A 15,876-nucleotide genomic window follows, 5' to 3' on the forward strand; every position below is an offset into this window, starting at 1 on the left:
CCGGCTGGGACGAGTGCTTCGTGGACTTCGCGGGACGCGGAGTCGAGGCCTACACCGACCTCGGCTACGTCACCCCGGACCGCCCGCTGGTGCCGCTGAGCGGGACCGAGGGCGTACGGCACGTGGTCGACGGGATCGTACGGGCGGCCCGGCGCGGCGGACCGCTGCTGGAGGTGGAGGCCGCCGCGGCCGTCCACGGGCTGCTCGTGGCGCTGCGCTACGCCCGCGCCGAGGTGTCCCGGCACGGGGACGCGGTGATGGACGCCCTGGCCCGCGACGCGCTGCTGCCGATCCCGGTGGCCGAGCACGCGGCCCGGCTCGGGATCCCCCTCCCCGAGCTGCGCGCGGCCGTGCGGCGCAGCACCGGGGAAGGGGTCAAGGAGTACCTCCTCGGGATCAGGCTCAGCCGGGCGAAGGAGCTGCTGGCCCGGACCGACCTGCCGGTCGCGGGGATCGCCCGGCGGGTCGGGTACGAGGATCCGGCCTATTTCAGCAGGCTGTTCAGCCGCAGGGTGGGCATGGCGCCCGTCCGTTTCCGCCGGCAGCAGTCGACGCTCCCCCGGTCTCAGGGCCGATAGCCGATGTTGAGCTCCGCGACCGAGGTCCAGGGGTTGCCGCCCACCTCCCTGGTGGCCTTGAGCTTGACGTAGCGGGCGGTCCGGGCCGTGAACGGGACGTCCTGCCGGGCGGTGGTGTTCGCGAAGGTGCCCGTGGCGGCGGTCGCCCAGGTCACGCCGTCCGCCGACGTGGACACCTGGTAGTCGGCGATGCGGCCGTTGCTCTGGGTCTGCCGGGGCAGGCAGTACAGCGACGAGACGTTGTACGGGGCTCCCAGGTCGAGGGTGATCTCGTGCGGCATCGGGGCGGTGGCCGCGTACCACTGGGTGTGCCAGATGGTGGCGGGGTCGCCGTCCAGGACGTTGGCGGCGCTGCCGTTCTCGCCGGCGCTCTCCTGGCTGTCGACGGCCTTCACGGCCATCTGCCCCTGCGGTACCAGGCGTTCACCGCCGCCCGCCGGCCCCAGGTCGTCGATCGCGAGGTCGTCGAGGACGAGGTCCGCCTCGTTGTGGGAGCCCTCGCCGGTGACCTTGCGGATGCCGATCCAGGCGTCGGCCCCGGCGGTGAAGGTCGTGGTGAAGGTGGTCGGCGTCCGCGCCTGGTTCAGCGCCGTCGCCGTCTCGGTGCCGCCGGATCCGGTGATGAACCGGTAGTCGCCCGAGAAGCCGTTCTCGTAAGCGAAGGTGACCTTGTACGAGCGGCCGGGCGTGAGCCGCAGCGTCTGCGGAAGGGTGCGGTAGACCAGCCCCTGGCGCTCCTCGTGCGATTTGAGCGAGTTCTGTCCCGAGATCACGTCGTCGACGAGCTTCCCGTCCCAACCCGCCTGCGTGTACGGGGCGTTGCGCTGGGCTATGTGCGTGCGCGGATCGGTGGCCGAGCCGCCGGCCCCGCCGAAGGCGAAGGGGCCCCAGCCGGCGTCCACGTTCTCGAAGTCCTCGGTGAACCAGTGGCCGGAAAGCGGGGTGCGGGCCGAACGGACCACCCGTACGTCGTCCAGGCGGACGGTGCCGGAGCCCGCGGCGGCGGACAGCGTGAGGGTGGCCGCGCTCTGTCCGGCCGGTACGTCGAAGAGCACCTTCATGCGCTGCATCCCGGTGCCGTTCTTCTCGCTGCCGCCCAGGTCGTTCGTCAGCGTCGAGGAGTCGGCGTACACGGACGCCGGGGCGCCGCCCGCCGGGGCAACGGTCAAGGTGGTCGCCCGGCCCGCCGGGGTGGAGACCCACACGGAGGCGGCGTACGTGCCGGGGGCGAGGCCGGTGAGCTGCTGGGAGACGGCCGGGCCGGTCCCGGCGGCGAAGGTGAGCTCGCGCTGGCCCAGGGCGTTGCGGGTGACGGCCGCGCCGGTCCCGGTCACCGTCCAGGCGTTCAGGTCGCCCGCGTAGAAGGAGGGGTCCTTCACCGGGGTCCCCTCGCCCCAGTTCGGGTCGGCAGCGGCGGGCGCGGCTCCGTCGGTGACGACGTAGGCGGTCTTCGCGGCGGCGTCGATCGTGATCTGGCCGCCGCTGACGGCGAGGCCGCCGGCCGGCCGGCGGCCGGTGTCGGTCAGCTCGTACAGCTTGGGCGCGGACCAGCCGGCGGGCAGGGTCCAGGTGCTGGGGCCGCCCTTGTCGTCCCAGTGGTAGAGCTTCCCGTCGCGCGGGAGCAGGTAGCTCCCGCCGCTGAGGACGGTGCGCCCGGCGGTGGTGATCTTCCGGGTGCCGCCGGCGGTGGTGGCGGTGGTGCCGTTCGCGAGGGTGACCGTGTCGGCGGTCCACTTCACGATCGGGGATTCCTGGAGGTACTTGGTCGGCAGGTTGACGGCGAAGGTGGTGTTCAGGAACGCCGGGTAGTCCTTCTTGCCCTGCCAGCCCTCGTACGCGGTGAGTTCGGCGCCGCCGAGCAGCGGGTTCGCGGCGATCCAGTCGTCCTTCGCGTGGTTGGCGATGAAGCGGGCGATCGTGGAGTTGACGCCCTTGAGGTCGCTGCCGCCGTAGTCGACGTCGGCGGCCCAGTGGTGCCAGAGGGACTGCTCGGTCAGGGTGTTGGGGAACTCGGTGGCCAGCTGGAAGCCGAGGCTGCCGATCTCGCGCTGGAGTCTGCGGGACACGTACCCGTCCCCGTACCAGACGTCCACGTACAGGAAGTCGAGTCCGGGCGCGGCCGTCTTGAGGTCCTTCAGCCGCTTGAGCCGCTCGCCGGACTGGCCGTCCCTGCGCGTGTCCACGTAGTACGACTGGTCGAGCCAGTCCCAGCCAAGTCCCCCGCTGTGACGGGCCGGGTCGAAGGTGGCGGAGACCGGGTACTCCTCGGTGGCGTTGACGTGGACGCCGAAGTCGGCGTTGTAGGCGTGCCCGGCGGTGGTGAGGGCGTTCAGGCCGGCCGCGCCGCCCAGCTTGGAGGCGATGTTCTTGTAGTCCATGTGCGCGGAATCGTGGCCCTCGGAGGCGTATCCCTTGAGGAGGACGAACTGGCCGAGCCCGTCCGTGGCGAGGCTGACCCGCTTGGTCTCGTCGAGGGTCTGGGCGAAGGGGTGGGTGGCCTGGGAGGCGAAGTTGAAGGGGATGCGCTGCACGACCCGGTCGGCGGTGTGCTGCCAGCCGGTGGGCGGGGTCCAGATGTCGCGGTAGGCGACGGCGGCGTCCTGCCAGTCGACGGTCCCGTCGCCGTTGCGGTCCCCGGTGATCGCGATCCGCGCGTACGGGAGCGGCTCGGTGTCGGTGTCGGCGGCGCCCGCCGCCCGGTAGAGCCAGGCCCCGCTCCACAGTCCGGCGCGGCGGTGGGTCCCCTTGTCGGTGACCCGCTTGCTGATCCGGCCGTTCTCCCGGGCCGTGCCGCCGGAGGGCGTGTCGTAGAGGGAGTTGGAGTCGATGGCCGCGGCCAGCTTCGCGGTGCTGGCCAGCCCGTACATCACCGTCGTCGCGGCGGGGTCGACCGGGGTGCTCGCGGTGACGGGGGTGAAGGTGTCACCGGTGCCGATGGTTGCGGTGTGCATGTTCGCGGTGGCCAGCGCGGCGCCGGGCTGATCGCTGCGCACGCTCACCAGGGTGTGGTCGGGGATGGCGAAGCTGTGGACGCGCAGCGCGGCGGTGTCCTCGATCGCGGTGACCTTGAACTCCACGACCGAACCGGTCACCGAGAGCCGGGATCTGATGGTCACCCCGGAGAAGGACAGCGCGTAGTCCACGGCGGAGGCGGAGGGCGTCGAGGTCACGGTGGGGGTGTAGGCGGTGCCGTCGACGAGGACGGTGCTCAGCGTGTCCTCGTTGCCTCCCAGGACGTCGCCGGTGGCCCGCCGGGTGTAGCCGACGACCCGGGGGAAGCCGCTGTCGACGCTGACGGACAGCTCGGGCGAGCTGATCGTCACGGGCGCGCCGGCGGCTGCGGCGGGACCGGCGTGATCGTCGGCCGAGGCCGTGGGCACGGAGACGACCAGGGTCGCGAGGAGACCGGCGACCGCGGCTGCGGTCGGCCAGAGGGGGATGCGCATCGGGCCTCCGGGGGTCGGTGCTTCCTGGGCGGAAGACCGCACGGCACGGAGGCCCGCGGTCCGCTCACTGACCTGTCAGCTTGCGGACCGCACCCGCGCAGGCCCATGGACAAAGCAGAGCCCCGTCCTGGACTTACGGAAGTGGGTGACGGGGATGGCAGGGGTGTGGCGCAGTGGTGGAGTGGCGGGGGTGACGAGGATCAGGAGGCTGCCGGGGTGATCACCACGGCCGTCCCGTACGCGCACACCTCGGTCCCCACGTCGGCGGCCTCGGTCACGTCGAAACGCATCATCAGGACGGCGTTCCCGCCGCGTGCCTTCGCCGCTTCGATGAGTCGCTCCATGGCCTGGTTGCGGGTCTCCACCAGGGTCTTGGTCAGACCCTTCAGCTCGCCTCCGATCATCGACTTCAGGCCCGCGCCGATCTGGCTGCCGAGGTGGCGGGAGCGGACGGTGAGGCCGAACACCTCGCCGATGACCCGCTCGACCCGGTACCCGGGAACGTCGTTCGTCGTCACGACCAGGACGCCGGTCTGCTGGGCCCCGGGGCCGCCGCTGTAATCTTCGATACCCATGGCCACCACTCTGGCCGCGGGCACGGGCCCGCGCATCCGGAGGGGGACCGTTCCGGCCGTCCCCGCGCACGCCGTCGGCATCGGCGGCGGAGGCGGGCGCCGGCGTCACGACGGCCGGGTGACGAGTCCCGACTCGTGGGCCAGGACCACGGCCTGGGCGCGGCTGGACACCCCGAGCTTGCTCATGCAGCGGTGCACGTGCGTCTTGACGGTGGCGGCGCTGAGCACGAGCCGCTCTGCGATGTCGGAGTTGGACAGGCCCGCACCGACCAGGCCGAGCACCTCGCGTTCGCGCGGGGTCAGGGCCGCGAGGCCCGGGTGCGGGTCCCGGGTGACGGGGGCGGCGTACGCGGCGACGATCCCCTGGAGTGCCCGGGGGCTGAACAGCATCTCGCCGGCGTGCACGGTGGCGATGGCGGCGAGCAGCCGGTCGGGCGGGGTGTCCTTCAGCAGGAACCCGCTCGCGCCGACGCGCAGGGCCCGGAAGACGTATGCGTCGGAGTCGAAGGTCGTCAGCACGAGCACCTTGGGGGGGACCCGCCCGGTACCCCCGTCGGCTCCTGGCCCTGCCCCCGCCCTGGCCTCCGCCTCGGCCTCGGCCTCGGCCTCGGCCTCGGCCTCGGCGAGGATCCGCTCGGTGGCGGTGATCCCGTCGGTGCCCGGCATGCGGATGTCCATGAGGATGACGTCGGGGCGGGTCTCGGCGGCGAGCCGGACGGCCTCCTCGCCGTCCGCCGCCTCACCGGCGACCTCGATGCCGGGCGCGGCACCCAGGAGCGCGGTCAGCCCGGACCGGATCAGGAACTGGTCGTCGACGACGAGCACACGCAGCATGGCATCTCTTCTGTTCACTCTGTGCCCGGGCCTCGGCGGCGGCCCGGGACACCGGGACCCGGAGGCTGACGTCGAAGCCGCCCTCCGGAGCCGGTGCGGCGGTCACCGTGACGTGGTAGATCGTGGCCCGCTCCCGCATGCCGATCAAGCCTGACCGGTGCCGCCGCGGGCGACGGCCGAAACCCGCGCCCCCGCACATCCGGCCGGAACTCGCCGGTCGCGGAGGGAGGTCTCGGTGTACAGCGCGAGCACCGGCCCGTCGCCGGATGTGCGGACAGCTGCACGTCGCCCCCCTTGGGTACACCCCTGGTTGTACAGGGTGACTCCCGTGGGGGGTAGGCGGATTTCATCCCCTGGACGGGCGAGCCCGCCGGTGGGTCGCGCGTAGATTCCCTTCAGGCGGCCCGAGCCGGCACCGGCCCTGCCCCCCCGGGGGCCCCGCCGCGCGACCGTGCCCGTTCGGGGGCGGGCACGGCCCGCGTGCGGTAGTCGTCGAGGGCGCGCGGCCCGGACACGTGGTTCGCACCGTTGACGTCCTCCCCGTGCGCGCGGGCCATCGGCGGGATCAGGAACGCTTCGATCCGACGATGTCCCGATGATCCGACTCCCGTAAACAATTGGACTTATTGGGCATTTCGGGCTAAGCAGCGGTGCGTCACCGGGGCGGCCGGACCCGCCGTCGCCATAGTCGACCGTGGCAGCCGACTGGCCGCCATCCCGGCCCGCGGCCCACCGCGGCCGGGCGGATGTCTTCGCAGAGGAGCCTGCACATGCGCAAGCCCACCAGGACCGTCCTCGCCCTCGCCGCCGCAAGCCTGGTCCTCGGCGGGGCCGGAGCGGGCACCGCGGTCGCGGACGACGGTCCGACGGCCGACGGCCGGTCGCAGCAACTGGTCGTCCTCGAACCGGACGGCAACCAGGCCGGCAGCTACCGGGGCAGGGAGTACTCCGTCGGCAAGGTCGTCTCGCGCGGTCCGCTGAAGCTCCGTTCCAAGCCGACCAGCCGGTCGGAGTCGGTGGGGCACGTGAAGCCGGGCCACAAGGTCGCCATCGAGTGCAAGGTGCGCGGCGAGAAGGTGGACGGCAACGACCTCTGGTACCTCCTCCACGTCAAGGAGCGGGACGGCCAGGCGCCCGTGGACCGGCCGGGGGACTCGGACACGGAGGACGGCACGGACGCCGAGGACGGCTCGGACGCCGAGGACGGGGCTCAGGCGGCGGACCGCATGAACAAGGGCCGCAAGGACCGCGAGGACCGCAACGAGGCCTGGGTCACCGCCCGTTACGTGAAGAACCTCGACCGCGTGAAGTGGTGCGACTGACCTCCCGGTCCCCGCACCGGGCGGTCGCTCCGCCGGGCGTACGGCCCGCGGCGCCCACACCGCGCCCCGTACGCCCGGACCCGCCGGCGCCCCGCCTTCCTAGAAGTCCCCGTAGTTGACCTGCCAGGTCGGCAGGCCCATCCGGCGCCAGACCGCGACCACCCGGTCCCGGTCGTCGAGCGACACCCGCACCGCGTAGCGGTGGCGCACATGGGCGTCGAACAGCTCCGCCTTCACCACGTCGTCGCGGCGGGTGTCGCCGGACGGCCGCATCCACAACTCGTCGTACGGCACCTCGTGCCGGCGCAGCCACTCCTCGGTCTGGGGCCGGTGCTCCTCCCCACGCCCGGACAGCAGCACGATCGTGTCGCCGTCGGCGCGCCGGAAGGCGTCCAGCGCGTACCGCACCGGCTCGTTGAGCGCGTCGATCCCGCAGCGCGAGAAGTCGTACGGGCTACGGTCGCCGGTCAGCGCGAGCGTGCCGTCGATGTCGCACATCACCGCGGAGGGCAGCGCCGGGTCAGGCACGTAGGGCTCGACCGCGGGCTGGTCGTTCAGCCACTCCTCGGTGAGCCGCCAGCCGCCCTTCTTGGCGCTCAGATGCTTCTCGTTCAATATGCGGATGATCTCCTCGCCGACCGGCCGCTCCCGCGCGGCGTCCCGGCGCAGGCACTCCTCCACCGGCACGTCGGTGAAATCGTGCACGACGAAGGTCGCGAGCCCGGCGACGGCCGCCTTGAGCCGCTTGGGGATGTTCGAGGTCAGGTGCGTGTTGTCCACGACCACGTCGAACCCGCCCTCGACGGCTGCCCGGACGGCCGCGTCCTGGACCGCCAGGACCGTCTGCTCGTGCCGGTACGAGCGGCCGCGCTCCGGGTCCGGCAGGTCGAGCATGGCCCGCAGGTCGTCCAGGTTGACGCGGCGCATCCGCCCCGCCGCCTCGGCCTGCAGGGCGCGCGCGGCCGTCGTCTTCCCCGAGGCCGGCAGCCCCGTCATGACGTGGACGACGGGACGTGCGGGGTCTTCGGACACTGGTCAGTTCTCCTCATCGGTGGTGAAGGGGTCGGACGCCTCGGGCCGCACCTGCCGCCACACGACGAGCTCGGTGGACCGGCCGTCCAGCCGCAGGAACACGGCGGCGCGGATCCGGGGGTCGGCCAGGGCCTTGGCGGCGCGGGCGAACGCGCCCCGGTCGGCCGCGAGGTGGGCGAGCCCCGCGTACGCCTCGTCGATGGCGCGCTCGCGCTCGGCCGCCGCCTCCTCCAGACGGGCGACGACCTCGCGCACCCAGCTGTCGAACTCGTCCGGCACCTGCTGGAGAAGGGCTTCGAGCGGCTTGCCGCCCGCGGCCTCGATGTCGGCGGCGGTGCAGTTCAGGCCCTGCGCCAGTTCCCTGGCGGGCAGGCCGGCGAAGCGCTCGATGCCGTGGGTGCGCCAGATGTCCCGTTCGGTGACTCCGGTGACCAGCTTGTGCAGTCGGACGTACTCGGACAGCTTGGCCTTCGCGCGCACGCCGGAGGCGAACCGCAGCACGAAGCCCTCGGCGTCGGTGCCGGCCGCGTTCTCGCCCCCGGGCAGCGTGTTCGACTCGGCGAGCGCCATCAGTTCGGCGAGCGGCATGGCGGGCCAGACCCTCACGACGGAGCCGATGCCCTGCCAGTGGACGGCCGCCTCGGCGAGCGGGACCTCGGTGCCGTCCGTCCCGAACGCGGCGAGGAGCACCAGGTCCCGGCGGTCGCCGTAGTCGACGACGATGCGGTTCTGCGGGTAGAGGATCTCGGCGAGGTAGGTCACGCCGGGGACGAGGCCGGAGGTGTCGCGGCCGTCGAGGTGGCGCTGGCCCCAGGTGGCCTGGGTGCTGATGAAGGATCCCTTGGAGGCGACGCGCCAGCCGCCCGCGTAGTGGAAGACCACGGCGAGGCTGCCGTCGACCTTGTCGTAGACCTCGAACGGCTCGTCGGGCAGGGCCGGAGCGTACGGGCGGGCGGCCTCGTGCTCGCCGACGTTGAAGAACTTCGGCAGCGGCAGGGCGACGATCGCGCCGGTCGCGTCGTCGGCGACGAGTCCGCGGCAGCGCATGGTGACCTGGTTCCAGACCTGCTCGTACTGTGCCGTCCGCGTGTACGTGTAGAGGGACAGCGGCAGTTCGGGATGTGACTTGCGGGTCACGTACCCGGCGTCGATGGCGGCCGCCAGCTCCTGTCGCGGGAGCAGGTCGTGCAGGGTCGGGTAGGCCTGGCTCTGGCCCATGGGTTCCTCCCGGTTCGAGATGGCTCATTCTCACGTGCGGGAGGGATGGCCCGGTACCGAATTATCGCTGGTCCGCAGGGCTGCGGCCCACCCGGCTGATGCCCCGGGGGCTCAGGTGGTGACGGGTTCGGCGCGAGGCGGCCGGGCAGCGTGCGGCTCGGAGCTCAGTGCGAGATGCAGAGCTCATTGCCCTCGGGGTCGGCGAGGGTGGTCCAGGTGTACGGGCCCTGGCTGCGGTCGTGGAGGTGGCGGGCGCCCTTGGCGATCAGGCGCGCGACGACCTCCTTCGGATCGTCGGAGCCGGTGCGGACGTCCAGGTGGACCCGGTTCTTGACCGTCTTCGGCTCGGGGACGAGCTGGAAGAGGACCCGGGGTGCGCGCTCGAGCCCCTCGGGGTGGCGGATGGCCGCTCCGACCTTCCAGACGAGGGCCCCGCGGTGGGTGGTGGTATCCGCTTCGGAGGCCTGGCCCTCGGCCACCATGGTGCGGATGAACGCCTCGTCGGTCGGCTCCACCTCCCAGCCGAGGGCATCGGCCCACCAGTCGGCGAGGGGGTGCGGGTCGGCGGAGTCGATGGTCACCTGGAATGTGTATGCCATGGGAGGGACCCTACTGAGGAGCACTGACATCGGCTGCCGCGGAAGCCGTCCTCGGACTCCGGGTCGTTGCTCCGGTGCCGCGCGTGCGGCGGGTACGGTTTCTTCGCGGAAGTCCCTTTCGGGAAGGGGTGGGTGCATGGAATCCGGCCATCGGGGGCAAGTGGGCCTCCTGCCGCGGAAGGCCGGGGGGACGGGCCCGGGCGCCGCGGCCGGGCCGGGCCGCGCCGATCGGCCGCACCTCGCGCCGGCCGACCGTACCGCCGGGCGCGGGGCGGCGGGTCAGCCGCGGTGACGGCCGGCGCCGGCCGGCCCGGGATCCTGCGGCGGCTCGCCGCGCTGCTCTTCCCGCCGGGGCCCGAGGGCGGACACGGGCCGCACGGGGTGCTGCCGGCGCTGCTGGTCGCGCTGACCTTCGTGAGCGGGGTCGTCGACGCGGTGAGCTACCTCGGGCTCGACCACACCTTCGTGGCCAACATGACGGGCAATGTGGCCTTCCTCGGGTTCGCGGTCGCCGGGGACCGCCAGCTGTCGGCCACGGCCTCCCTGCTGGCGCTCGGCGCGTTCCTCGCCGGCGCGACGGCCGCCGGGCGGCTGCGCCGGGGCCGCGAGCCGTCACGGACGTTCGCGCCGCTGGTCGGGGCGCAGACCGTGCTGGTGGCCGGGGCCCTCGTCCTGTCGGCGGCCGGGGCGGGGACGCTTCCGGTCGTGGGGGTGCTGGCGCTCGGCATGGGGCTGCAGAACGCCGTCGTGCTCCGGCTGGGCGTACCCGATCTGACCACCACCGTGGTCACCCGGACGCTGACCGGCCTGGCCGCCGACCCGTGGGACAGGGCCGCCGTGCGCCGGGTCGTCTCGGTGGCGGCCCTGTTCTGCGGGGCGCTGGCGGGCGGCCTGCTGACGATCCACCACGGACCGCGCTGGGCCCTGGCATCGGCGGTGGCGCTGCTCCTGTGGATCGCCCTGGCGGGCGCCGTGCGGGCGGCCGAACGACCGGCCCGCTGAGGCGCCCGCCATCGGGCACGGCCGCTTCCGGGATCTTCCTAGGCGGAAACCTCCTGGGCCTCCCCCTGGAGCGCGTCGAGGAGTTCGTCGGCCCAGGCGGTGCTGTAGTCGTCCAGCCGCGGAAGCCCGCCCTCGTACGGGGAGCCCGTCCAGGTGAACGTGGCGCCCGGGTTGTGCGAGGCGTAGTCGCCCACGGCGAACAAGTGCGGGCTGCCCTGGATCTGCGGGCCTTCCGCGGTGCGCCACTGCGCGTACACCTCGGCCCGGCCGCTGCCGCGGGCCAGTGCCTCGGCGAGCGCCTTGGCGTCGACGTGCTCGCACTCCTCGGCGAGGTCCAGGATCACCGCGTGCACGCTGATGCACTTGCTGTCGTTGTAGAACGCCCGCCGCAGTGCCTCGTCCAGCTCGTCGCTGCCCTGGAGCCCGCCGACCGCGGGGTCCTTCGCGGCCTGGATCGCTTCGAGGGCCGGCAGCGTCGTCACGGGGTACGTGTGCGCCGGGCCGTCCCACATCCGCCAGCCGAGTTCGGGCAGGCGGGCGGCGATCGCCATGATCTCCGGGTCCACGATGAACTTGGGGGTGGGCTCGCGGTTGAACAGCTCCAGCGGGAACGCCCGGTGGTCGATGAGCAGCGGTACGCGGCGGCGCCGGGCCGCGGCGCGCAGGGTGTGCAGGGCGAGGGTCGCCCAGGGGCAGCCGACGTCCGACCAGACGGTCACGGTCGGGCGCTCGGTCGGTGTCACCATGTCAGATCCTCCTGCGGTGGGACTCGGGTGCCGGGCCGCCGCAGGGGCGGTCCGGCGCGCATCGGTCAGAGCTCGACTCGGACGTCGTACTCGGTGACCCAGGTGTTGAACTCGATGAGCCGCTCCAGCACGGCGCGGGCACTCCACGGCCCGCCGACGGCGTACGCGCCGACCGGCCGGTCGAGCAGCTTGCGGATGTCCGCCTCCGCGACCAGCCGGAGCACCGGGGCGCCCTCGACGAGGAGGCCTTCGACCTGCTCGCGCAGGGCGATCTCGTAGTCGCGGTCCTGCGTGGAGGGGTAGGGGTTCTTCTTCCGGTCGAGTACCGAGTCGGGCAGCAGACCGCGCATCGCCGCGCGCAGCAGGCTCTTCTCTCGGCCGTCGAAGCTCTTCATCGCCCACGGGGTGTTGTAGACGTACTCGACCAGGCGGTGGTCCGTGAAGGGGACGCGCACCTCGAGGCTGGCCGCCATGCTCATGCGGTCCTTGCGGTCCAGCAGGAAGTTCTCCCAGCGGGTGAGGTTCAGGTACGTCCGCTCGCGCATCCGCTCCTCGAAGCCCCCCTCGCCCTCCAGCCGGGGCACCTCGTCGAGGGCCTGGGTGTAGCGGCCCTTCACGTACTCGGTGAGCCCGAGCCTGTCCCACAGGCCGACCTCGCGCAGCGCACCGATGCCGCCGAGCTTCTCGAAGGGGTGGTGCCAGGGGAAGCTGTCGAGCTCCACGGCCGCCTTGTCGTGGAACCAGGTGTAGCCGCCGAACAGCTCGTCGGCCGCCTCGCCGGAGAGCGCGACGGTCATCCGCTCCTTCAGCGCGCGGCACAGGATGAGCAGCGAGTACTCCATGTCGCCGGTGGAGACCGGCAGGTCCTGGGCGCGCAGTACGGTGCTGCGCACCTCTGGGTCGAGGATGTGCTCGTTCTCCAGCTCGACGATGATGTGCTCGGCGCCGACCTGCCGTGCGACCTCGACCGCGAACGGGGTGTCCGGGTCGGCCCACTGCATGTTGGTCTCGAAGCGGTCGTCGTGACCGGTGAAGTCCACGGAGAAGGCGCGGATGGGCTGTTCGACGCCCTGCTTGGCGAGGGCCCGGGCGGCGAGCGCCGTCACCGCGCTGGAGTCGAGGCCTCCGGAGAGCAGCGTGCCGACGGTGACGTCCGCGACGAGCTGGCGCTCCACGATGTCTTCGAGCAGCTCGCGGACGCGGGCGATCGTCGTGTCGAGGTCGTCGGTGTGCGGGACGGCCTTGAGCTCCCAGTACTTCGTGACGTCGTGCCCCTCGCGGGTGAAGCGCACGGTCGTGGCGGGGACGACCTCGTGCATACCGCGGAAGACCGCGTGGCCGGGGGTCTTGACGATGCTGAAGATCTCCTTCAGCCCCTCGGGGTCGACCACGGCCTCGGCGTCGGGGTGGGCCAGGATCGCCTTGGGCTCGGATCCGAAGAGCACGCCGTCGGCGGTCGGGTAGTAGTAGAGCGGCTTGACGCCCATCCGGTCGCGGACGAGGAGCAGTTCCTCGGTGCGCGGGTCCCAGATCGCGAAGGCGTAGATGCCGTTGAGGCGTTCCGCGAAGCCGGCGCCCCACTCCAGGTAGGCGCGCAGGACGACCTCGGTGTCGCTGGACGTGCGGAACTCGTGTCCGAGGGAGCGCAGTTCCTCGCGCAGCTCCCGGAAGTTGTAGACCTCGCCGGTGTACGTGATGACCGGTTGCGTGTCGTCGTTCTCGACGGCGGCCATGGGCTGCCGGCCGCCCTCGAGGTCGATGATCGCCAGGCGGCGGTGGCCGACTATCGCGCGGGGCGAGGTCCAGAGCCCGCCCGCATCGGGGCCCCGGCACTCCATGGTGCACGTCATGGCCGACGCGATGTCCGTGTGCGCCGTCAGATCGCGCTGGAAGCTGACCCATCCGGCAAGGCCGCACATAGGTGATCGGTTCCTCTCGATGAAGGGGATGAGCAGGTGACCGGGTGTCCGGATGCACGGGTGACCTCGGCCGACTCCGCAGAGTGTCGAGCGGCCGCACTCCCCGGTCCACCGCGAGGGGCTCACTCCGTCAGGTGGCGCGCGGGTCGGCGGCCGGGCCCGGCGACCTGACACAGGGCTCCCCCGCCGATTGCCGCGGCCCGGGCGCGGACGCACCTTCGGTGGAGTGACACAGACGTCTCTCGACACCGGTCCCCCGCCCGCACGGCACCGCGTACGCGCGCCCGGGCGCCCGCCTTCCCTCCTGGTGACCGCGGCCCTGGAGTTCGCGCTCACCACCGCCATGCTGTTCACCGTGGTCACGGCCGCCCGCTGGATGGCGGGGCCCGGCTCTCCCTTCCCGGTCCTGCCGGCGTCCCCGCGCGCCCGGCTGGTGGTGATGGGTCTGCTGGTCGGCGCGATCGTCACCGCCGTGCTGGGGCCCTCCATGCGCCGACAGACCGCCGGTCATCTCAACCCCGCGGTCAGCATCGGGTTGTGGCTGCTGCGCGTCTTCCCCGCGAGGGCGGTGCTGCCCTTCGTCGTGGCGCAGCTGGCGGGCTCCGTGTGCGGGGTCGCGCTGGCGCGGCTCGTGTGGGGTGACGCGGCCGCCGCGGTCGGCGACGCCGCGCTGGCTCCGGGGCCCGGCTGGGGCGCCCCCGAGGTGTTTCTGGCCGAGGCCGGGTCCGTGGCCCTGATGATGCTGGTCGTGGCCTGGTTCGGGACCCGTCCGGCGCTGCTGCGCCGGCTGCCGCTCGTCATCGGCGGCTGCGTCGCGGCCGTCATCGTCTTCCTCGGTCCGCTCTCCGGCGGCGGCGCGAACCCCGCGCGCCAGTTCGGGCCGGCCCTCGTCTCCGGTACGACCGGCCTGCTGTGGGTCTACCTGCTCGCGCCCGTCGCCGGATCGCTCCTCGCGGGCGGGGTGTGGGCACGGGTGCGCCCGCGCCCGTGAGCACCTCGCGGCGCGGGAGGTGACACCGCAAGGGGGGGCGGCCCCTCGGTCCGGGACCGGGGCCGCCCCCCCTTGCGGTGTCCGCTCAGCCGAGGTCCACCCCGTGGAGCCATGCGACCTCGTCGTACATGCCGCCGGGCGACAGGCTCCGCAGCATCGCGTCGCGCTCGCGCGCCGCCTCGCCGGCCGGGTGGTACAGCCTGCGGCCGATCTCGCGGGCGACCAGCTGGGTCCGGGCCGTGCGCTCCCGGCGGGCCGCGCTGTACTTCTCCAGCCGCTGTACGACGGTGTCCTCGCAGCAGTCCAGTGACTCGGCGAGCACCACGGCGTCCTCCAGCGCCTGGCAGGCCCCTTGGGCCGCGTACTGCAGCATCGGGTGGGCCGCGTCGCCGAGCAGCGCCACGCGTCCGTCGGTCCAGGTGTCGACCGGATCGCGGTCGCACAGCACCCACGCCTTCCAGTCCCGGCCGAGCTCCAGCAGCCGCCGCGGCGTCGCGCCCAGCTCCGGGAACTCGTCCAGTACGTGCTCGCGCCCGGCCGGCTGCCCGACGACGGCCGTCCGCGCGCCGTTGTCCCGGGTCGCGGCCAGGTTCATCAACGCGCCGCCGCCGATCGGATAGTGGACGAAGTGCCACTTGGGGCCCGCCCACAGGGTCACGGTGTTCCACCGCAGCTCTTCGGGCACCTGCTCCACCGGCACCACCGAGCGGTAGATCGTGTGCCCGGAGACCCTCGGGTCCCCGTCGCCGACCAGCTGGCGCCGTATGTCCGAGCGGATGCCGTCGGCGCCGATCAGCGCCGCGCCGCTGAGCCGCTCGCCGTCGCTCAGGACGGCGATCACCTCCCCCGAGCCCTGGCCGCGCTGCTCGTACCCCACCACCCGTCTGCCGCCGCGCAGTTCGATCCGGGGATGGCTGCGACAGCCTTCGAGCAGCGGCTCGTACACGTCGGAGCGCTGCACGACCGCGTACGGGTTGCCGAAGCGCGCGCGGTAGTCGCCGGTCAGCGGCATCGAGGCGATCGGCTCGTCCGTGGTGCCGTCCATGAGCAGCAGTTCGTCGATGTAGACCGCCCGGTCGCGGACCTGTGCGCCCACGCCGAGCAGGTCGAGCGCGTGGAAGGCGTTGGGGCCGAGCTGGATGCCCGCGCCGAGTTCGGTGAACGACTCCCTGCGCTCCAGAACGGTCACCCGGTGGCCGCGGCCCGCGAGGCCGAGCGCCGCGGCGAGTCCGCCGATGCCTCCGCCGGCGATGAGTATGTTCGCCATCTGTGGTTCACATCCCTTGTGTGATGGGGTGGTGGGTTCGGGGGAAGAGCAAGGGGGTGTGCCGTGGTGCCGGGGAGGCCTCGGGGTCGCGGCGGCGGGAGTTCTCGGCGGCGCCGGGCGTGGTGCGGTGGGGTGCGGGGATCCGGTCCCGGCCTTCCCCGCGCGGGGCGCGCGCAGTGGGCGGGGCGTACGGGGCGTGCGTGCCCGGCCCGTGGACCCCGATGGCCCGTGGACCCCGAGGGCGCGCGGGCGCCGGGCGCGCCGGTGCGGCCGCCGTCCTCGCGTACGGCGTGGCGCAGGCGTCCGCTTCGGCCGTCAGATCCGCCGGCGTGCTGCCAGGGCGCGGG

13 protein-coding genes and 1 pseudogene are annotated in these 15,876 nt (G+C 73.0%); 4 read left to right on the forward strand and 10 right to left on the reverse strand.

The genetic code is table 11. From position 1 onward, the window contains the following. On the forward strand, nt 1–578 hold a 578-nt coding region (locus ACS04_RS23560), incomplete at its 5' end, for a helix-turn-helix domain-containing protein (protein ID WP_048478712.1). Here the strand turns inward: ACS04_RS23560 and ACS04_RS23565 are convergent. From ACS04_RS23565 to ACS04_RS23575, 3 genes are all read right to left on the reverse strand, one after another. Beyond that, on the reverse strand, nt 566–4,024 hold the full coding sequence (locus ACS04_RS23565; RefSeq protein WP_053080913.1) for an endo-alpha-N-acetylgalactosaminidase family protein: 3,459 nt from the start codon (nt 4,022–4,024) through the stop codon (nt 566–568). The two genes, ACS04_RS23560 and ACS04_RS23565, sit on opposite strands and share 13 nt — an antisense overlap. A 200-nt stretch (nt 4,025–4,224) precedes the next feature. Next, nucleotides 4,225–4,599: a YbjQ family protein gene (locus ACS04_RS23570; protein ID WP_048478713.1), complete on the reverse strand. Its 375-nt coding sequence runs from the start codon at nt 4,597–4,599 to the stop codon at nt 4,225–4,227. Nucleotides 4,600–4,704: 105 nt separating this feature from the next. After that, nucleotides 4,705–5,433, reverse strand: a complete 729-nt coding sequence (locus tag ACS04_RS23575) for a response regulator (RefSeq protein ID WP_048478714.1) — start codon at nt 5,431–5,433, stop codon at nt 4,705–4,707. A gap of 770 nt (nt 5,434–6,203) precedes the next feature. Between ACS04_RS23575 and ACS04_RS35440 the strand changes: the two genes are divergently transcribed. Next, nucleotides 6,204–6,755 carry an SH3 domain-containing protein gene (locus tag ACS04_RS35440; RefSeq protein ID WP_053080914.1) on the forward strand — a complete coding sequence of 184 codons (552 nt, stop codon included), beginning with the start codon at nt 6,204–6,206 and terminating at the stop codon, nt 6,753–6,755. 99 nt (nt 6,756–6,854) lie between these two features. On the opposite strand, the gene ACS04_RS23585 is transcribed toward ACS04_RS35440, so the two are convergent. The 3 genes from ACS04_RS23585 to ACS04_RS23595 form a co-directional block, all read right to left on the reverse strand. Further along, complete coding sequence (locus ACS04_RS23585) at nt 6,855–7,787, reverse strand: phosphatase domain-containing protein (protein ID WP_245236507.1); 933 nt, start codon at nt 7,785–7,787, stop codon at nt 6,855–6,857. Nucleotides 7,788–7,790: 3 nt separating this feature from the next. Then, on the reverse strand, nt 7,791–9,005 hold the full coding sequence (locus ACS04_RS23590; protein WP_048478715.1) for an RNA ligase: 1,215 nt from the start codon (nt 9,003–9,005) through the stop codon (nt 7,791–7,793). A 164-nt stretch (nt 9,006–9,169) separates the two neighbouring features. Continuing rightward, on the reverse strand, nt 9,170–9,604 hold the full coding sequence (locus tag ACS04_RS23595) for a VOC family protein (RefSeq protein WP_048478716.1): 435 nt from the start codon (nt 9,602–9,604) through the stop codon (nt 9,170–9,172). Nucleotides 9,605–9,892: 288 nt separating this feature from the next. Here ACS04_RS23595 and ACS04_RS23600 point away from each other — a divergent pair, with 288 nt between their 5' ends. Further along, nucleotides 9,893–10,606: a YoaK family protein gene (locus ACS04_RS23600; protein WP_245236508.1), complete on the forward strand. Its 714-nt coding sequence runs from the start codon at nt 9,893–9,895 to the stop codon at nt 10,604–10,606. Nucleotides 10,607–10,644: 38 nt separating this feature from the next. Here ACS04_RS23600 and ACS04_RS23605 read toward each other — a convergent pair whose 3' ends face one another. Continuing rightward, the gene (locus ACS04_RS23605) at nt 10,645–11,352 is read right to left on the reverse strand and encodes a DsbA family oxidoreductase (RefSeq protein ID WP_048478717.1); all 708 of its coding nucleotides are present in this window, start codon (nt 11,350–11,352) and stop codon (nt 10,645–10,647) included. A 65-nt stretch (nt 11,353–11,417) separates the two neighbouring features. Continuing rightward, nucleotides 11,418–13,271 (reverse strand): asparagine synthase (glutamine-hydrolyzing), encoded by a 1,854-nt coding sequence (gene asnB / locus ACS04_RS23610; RefSeq protein ID WP_048478718.1) that lies wholly within the window; start codon nt 13,269–13,271, stop codon nt 11,418–11,420. A gap of 226 nt (nt 13,272–13,497) precedes the next feature. On the opposite strand from asnB, the gene ACS04_RS23615 reads away from it, so the two are divergent. Further along, the gene (locus ACS04_RS23615; protein WP_158977473.1) at nt 13,498–14,262 is read left to right on the forward strand and encodes an MIP/aquaporin family protein; all 765 of its coding nucleotides are present in this window, start codon (nt 13,498–13,500) and stop codon (nt 14,260–14,262) included. 85 nt (nt 14,263–14,347) lie between these two features. Here the strand turns inward: ACS04_RS23615 and ACS04_RS23620 are convergent, their stop codons facing one another. Together ACS04_RS23620 and ACS04_RS38965 are read right to left on the reverse strand one after the other, a co-directional pair. Further along, the gene (locus tag ACS04_RS23620; protein ID WP_048478719.1) at nt 14,348–15,529 is read right to left on the reverse strand and encodes a 3-hydroxybenzoate 6-monooxygenase; all 1,182 of its coding nucleotides are present in this window, start codon (nt 15,527–15,529) and stop codon (nt 14,348–14,350) included. 7 nt (nt 15,530–15,536) lie between these two features. Then, a pseudogene (locus ACS04_RS38965) lies at nt 15,537–15,876 on the reverse strand (hypothetical protein); the annotation flags it as partial.

This window comes from Streptomyces roseus, from assembly GCF_001044425.1.
Classification (GTDB): domain Bacteria; phylum Actinomycetota; class Actinomycetes; order Streptomycetales; family Streptomycetaceae; genus Streptomyces; species Streptomyces roseus.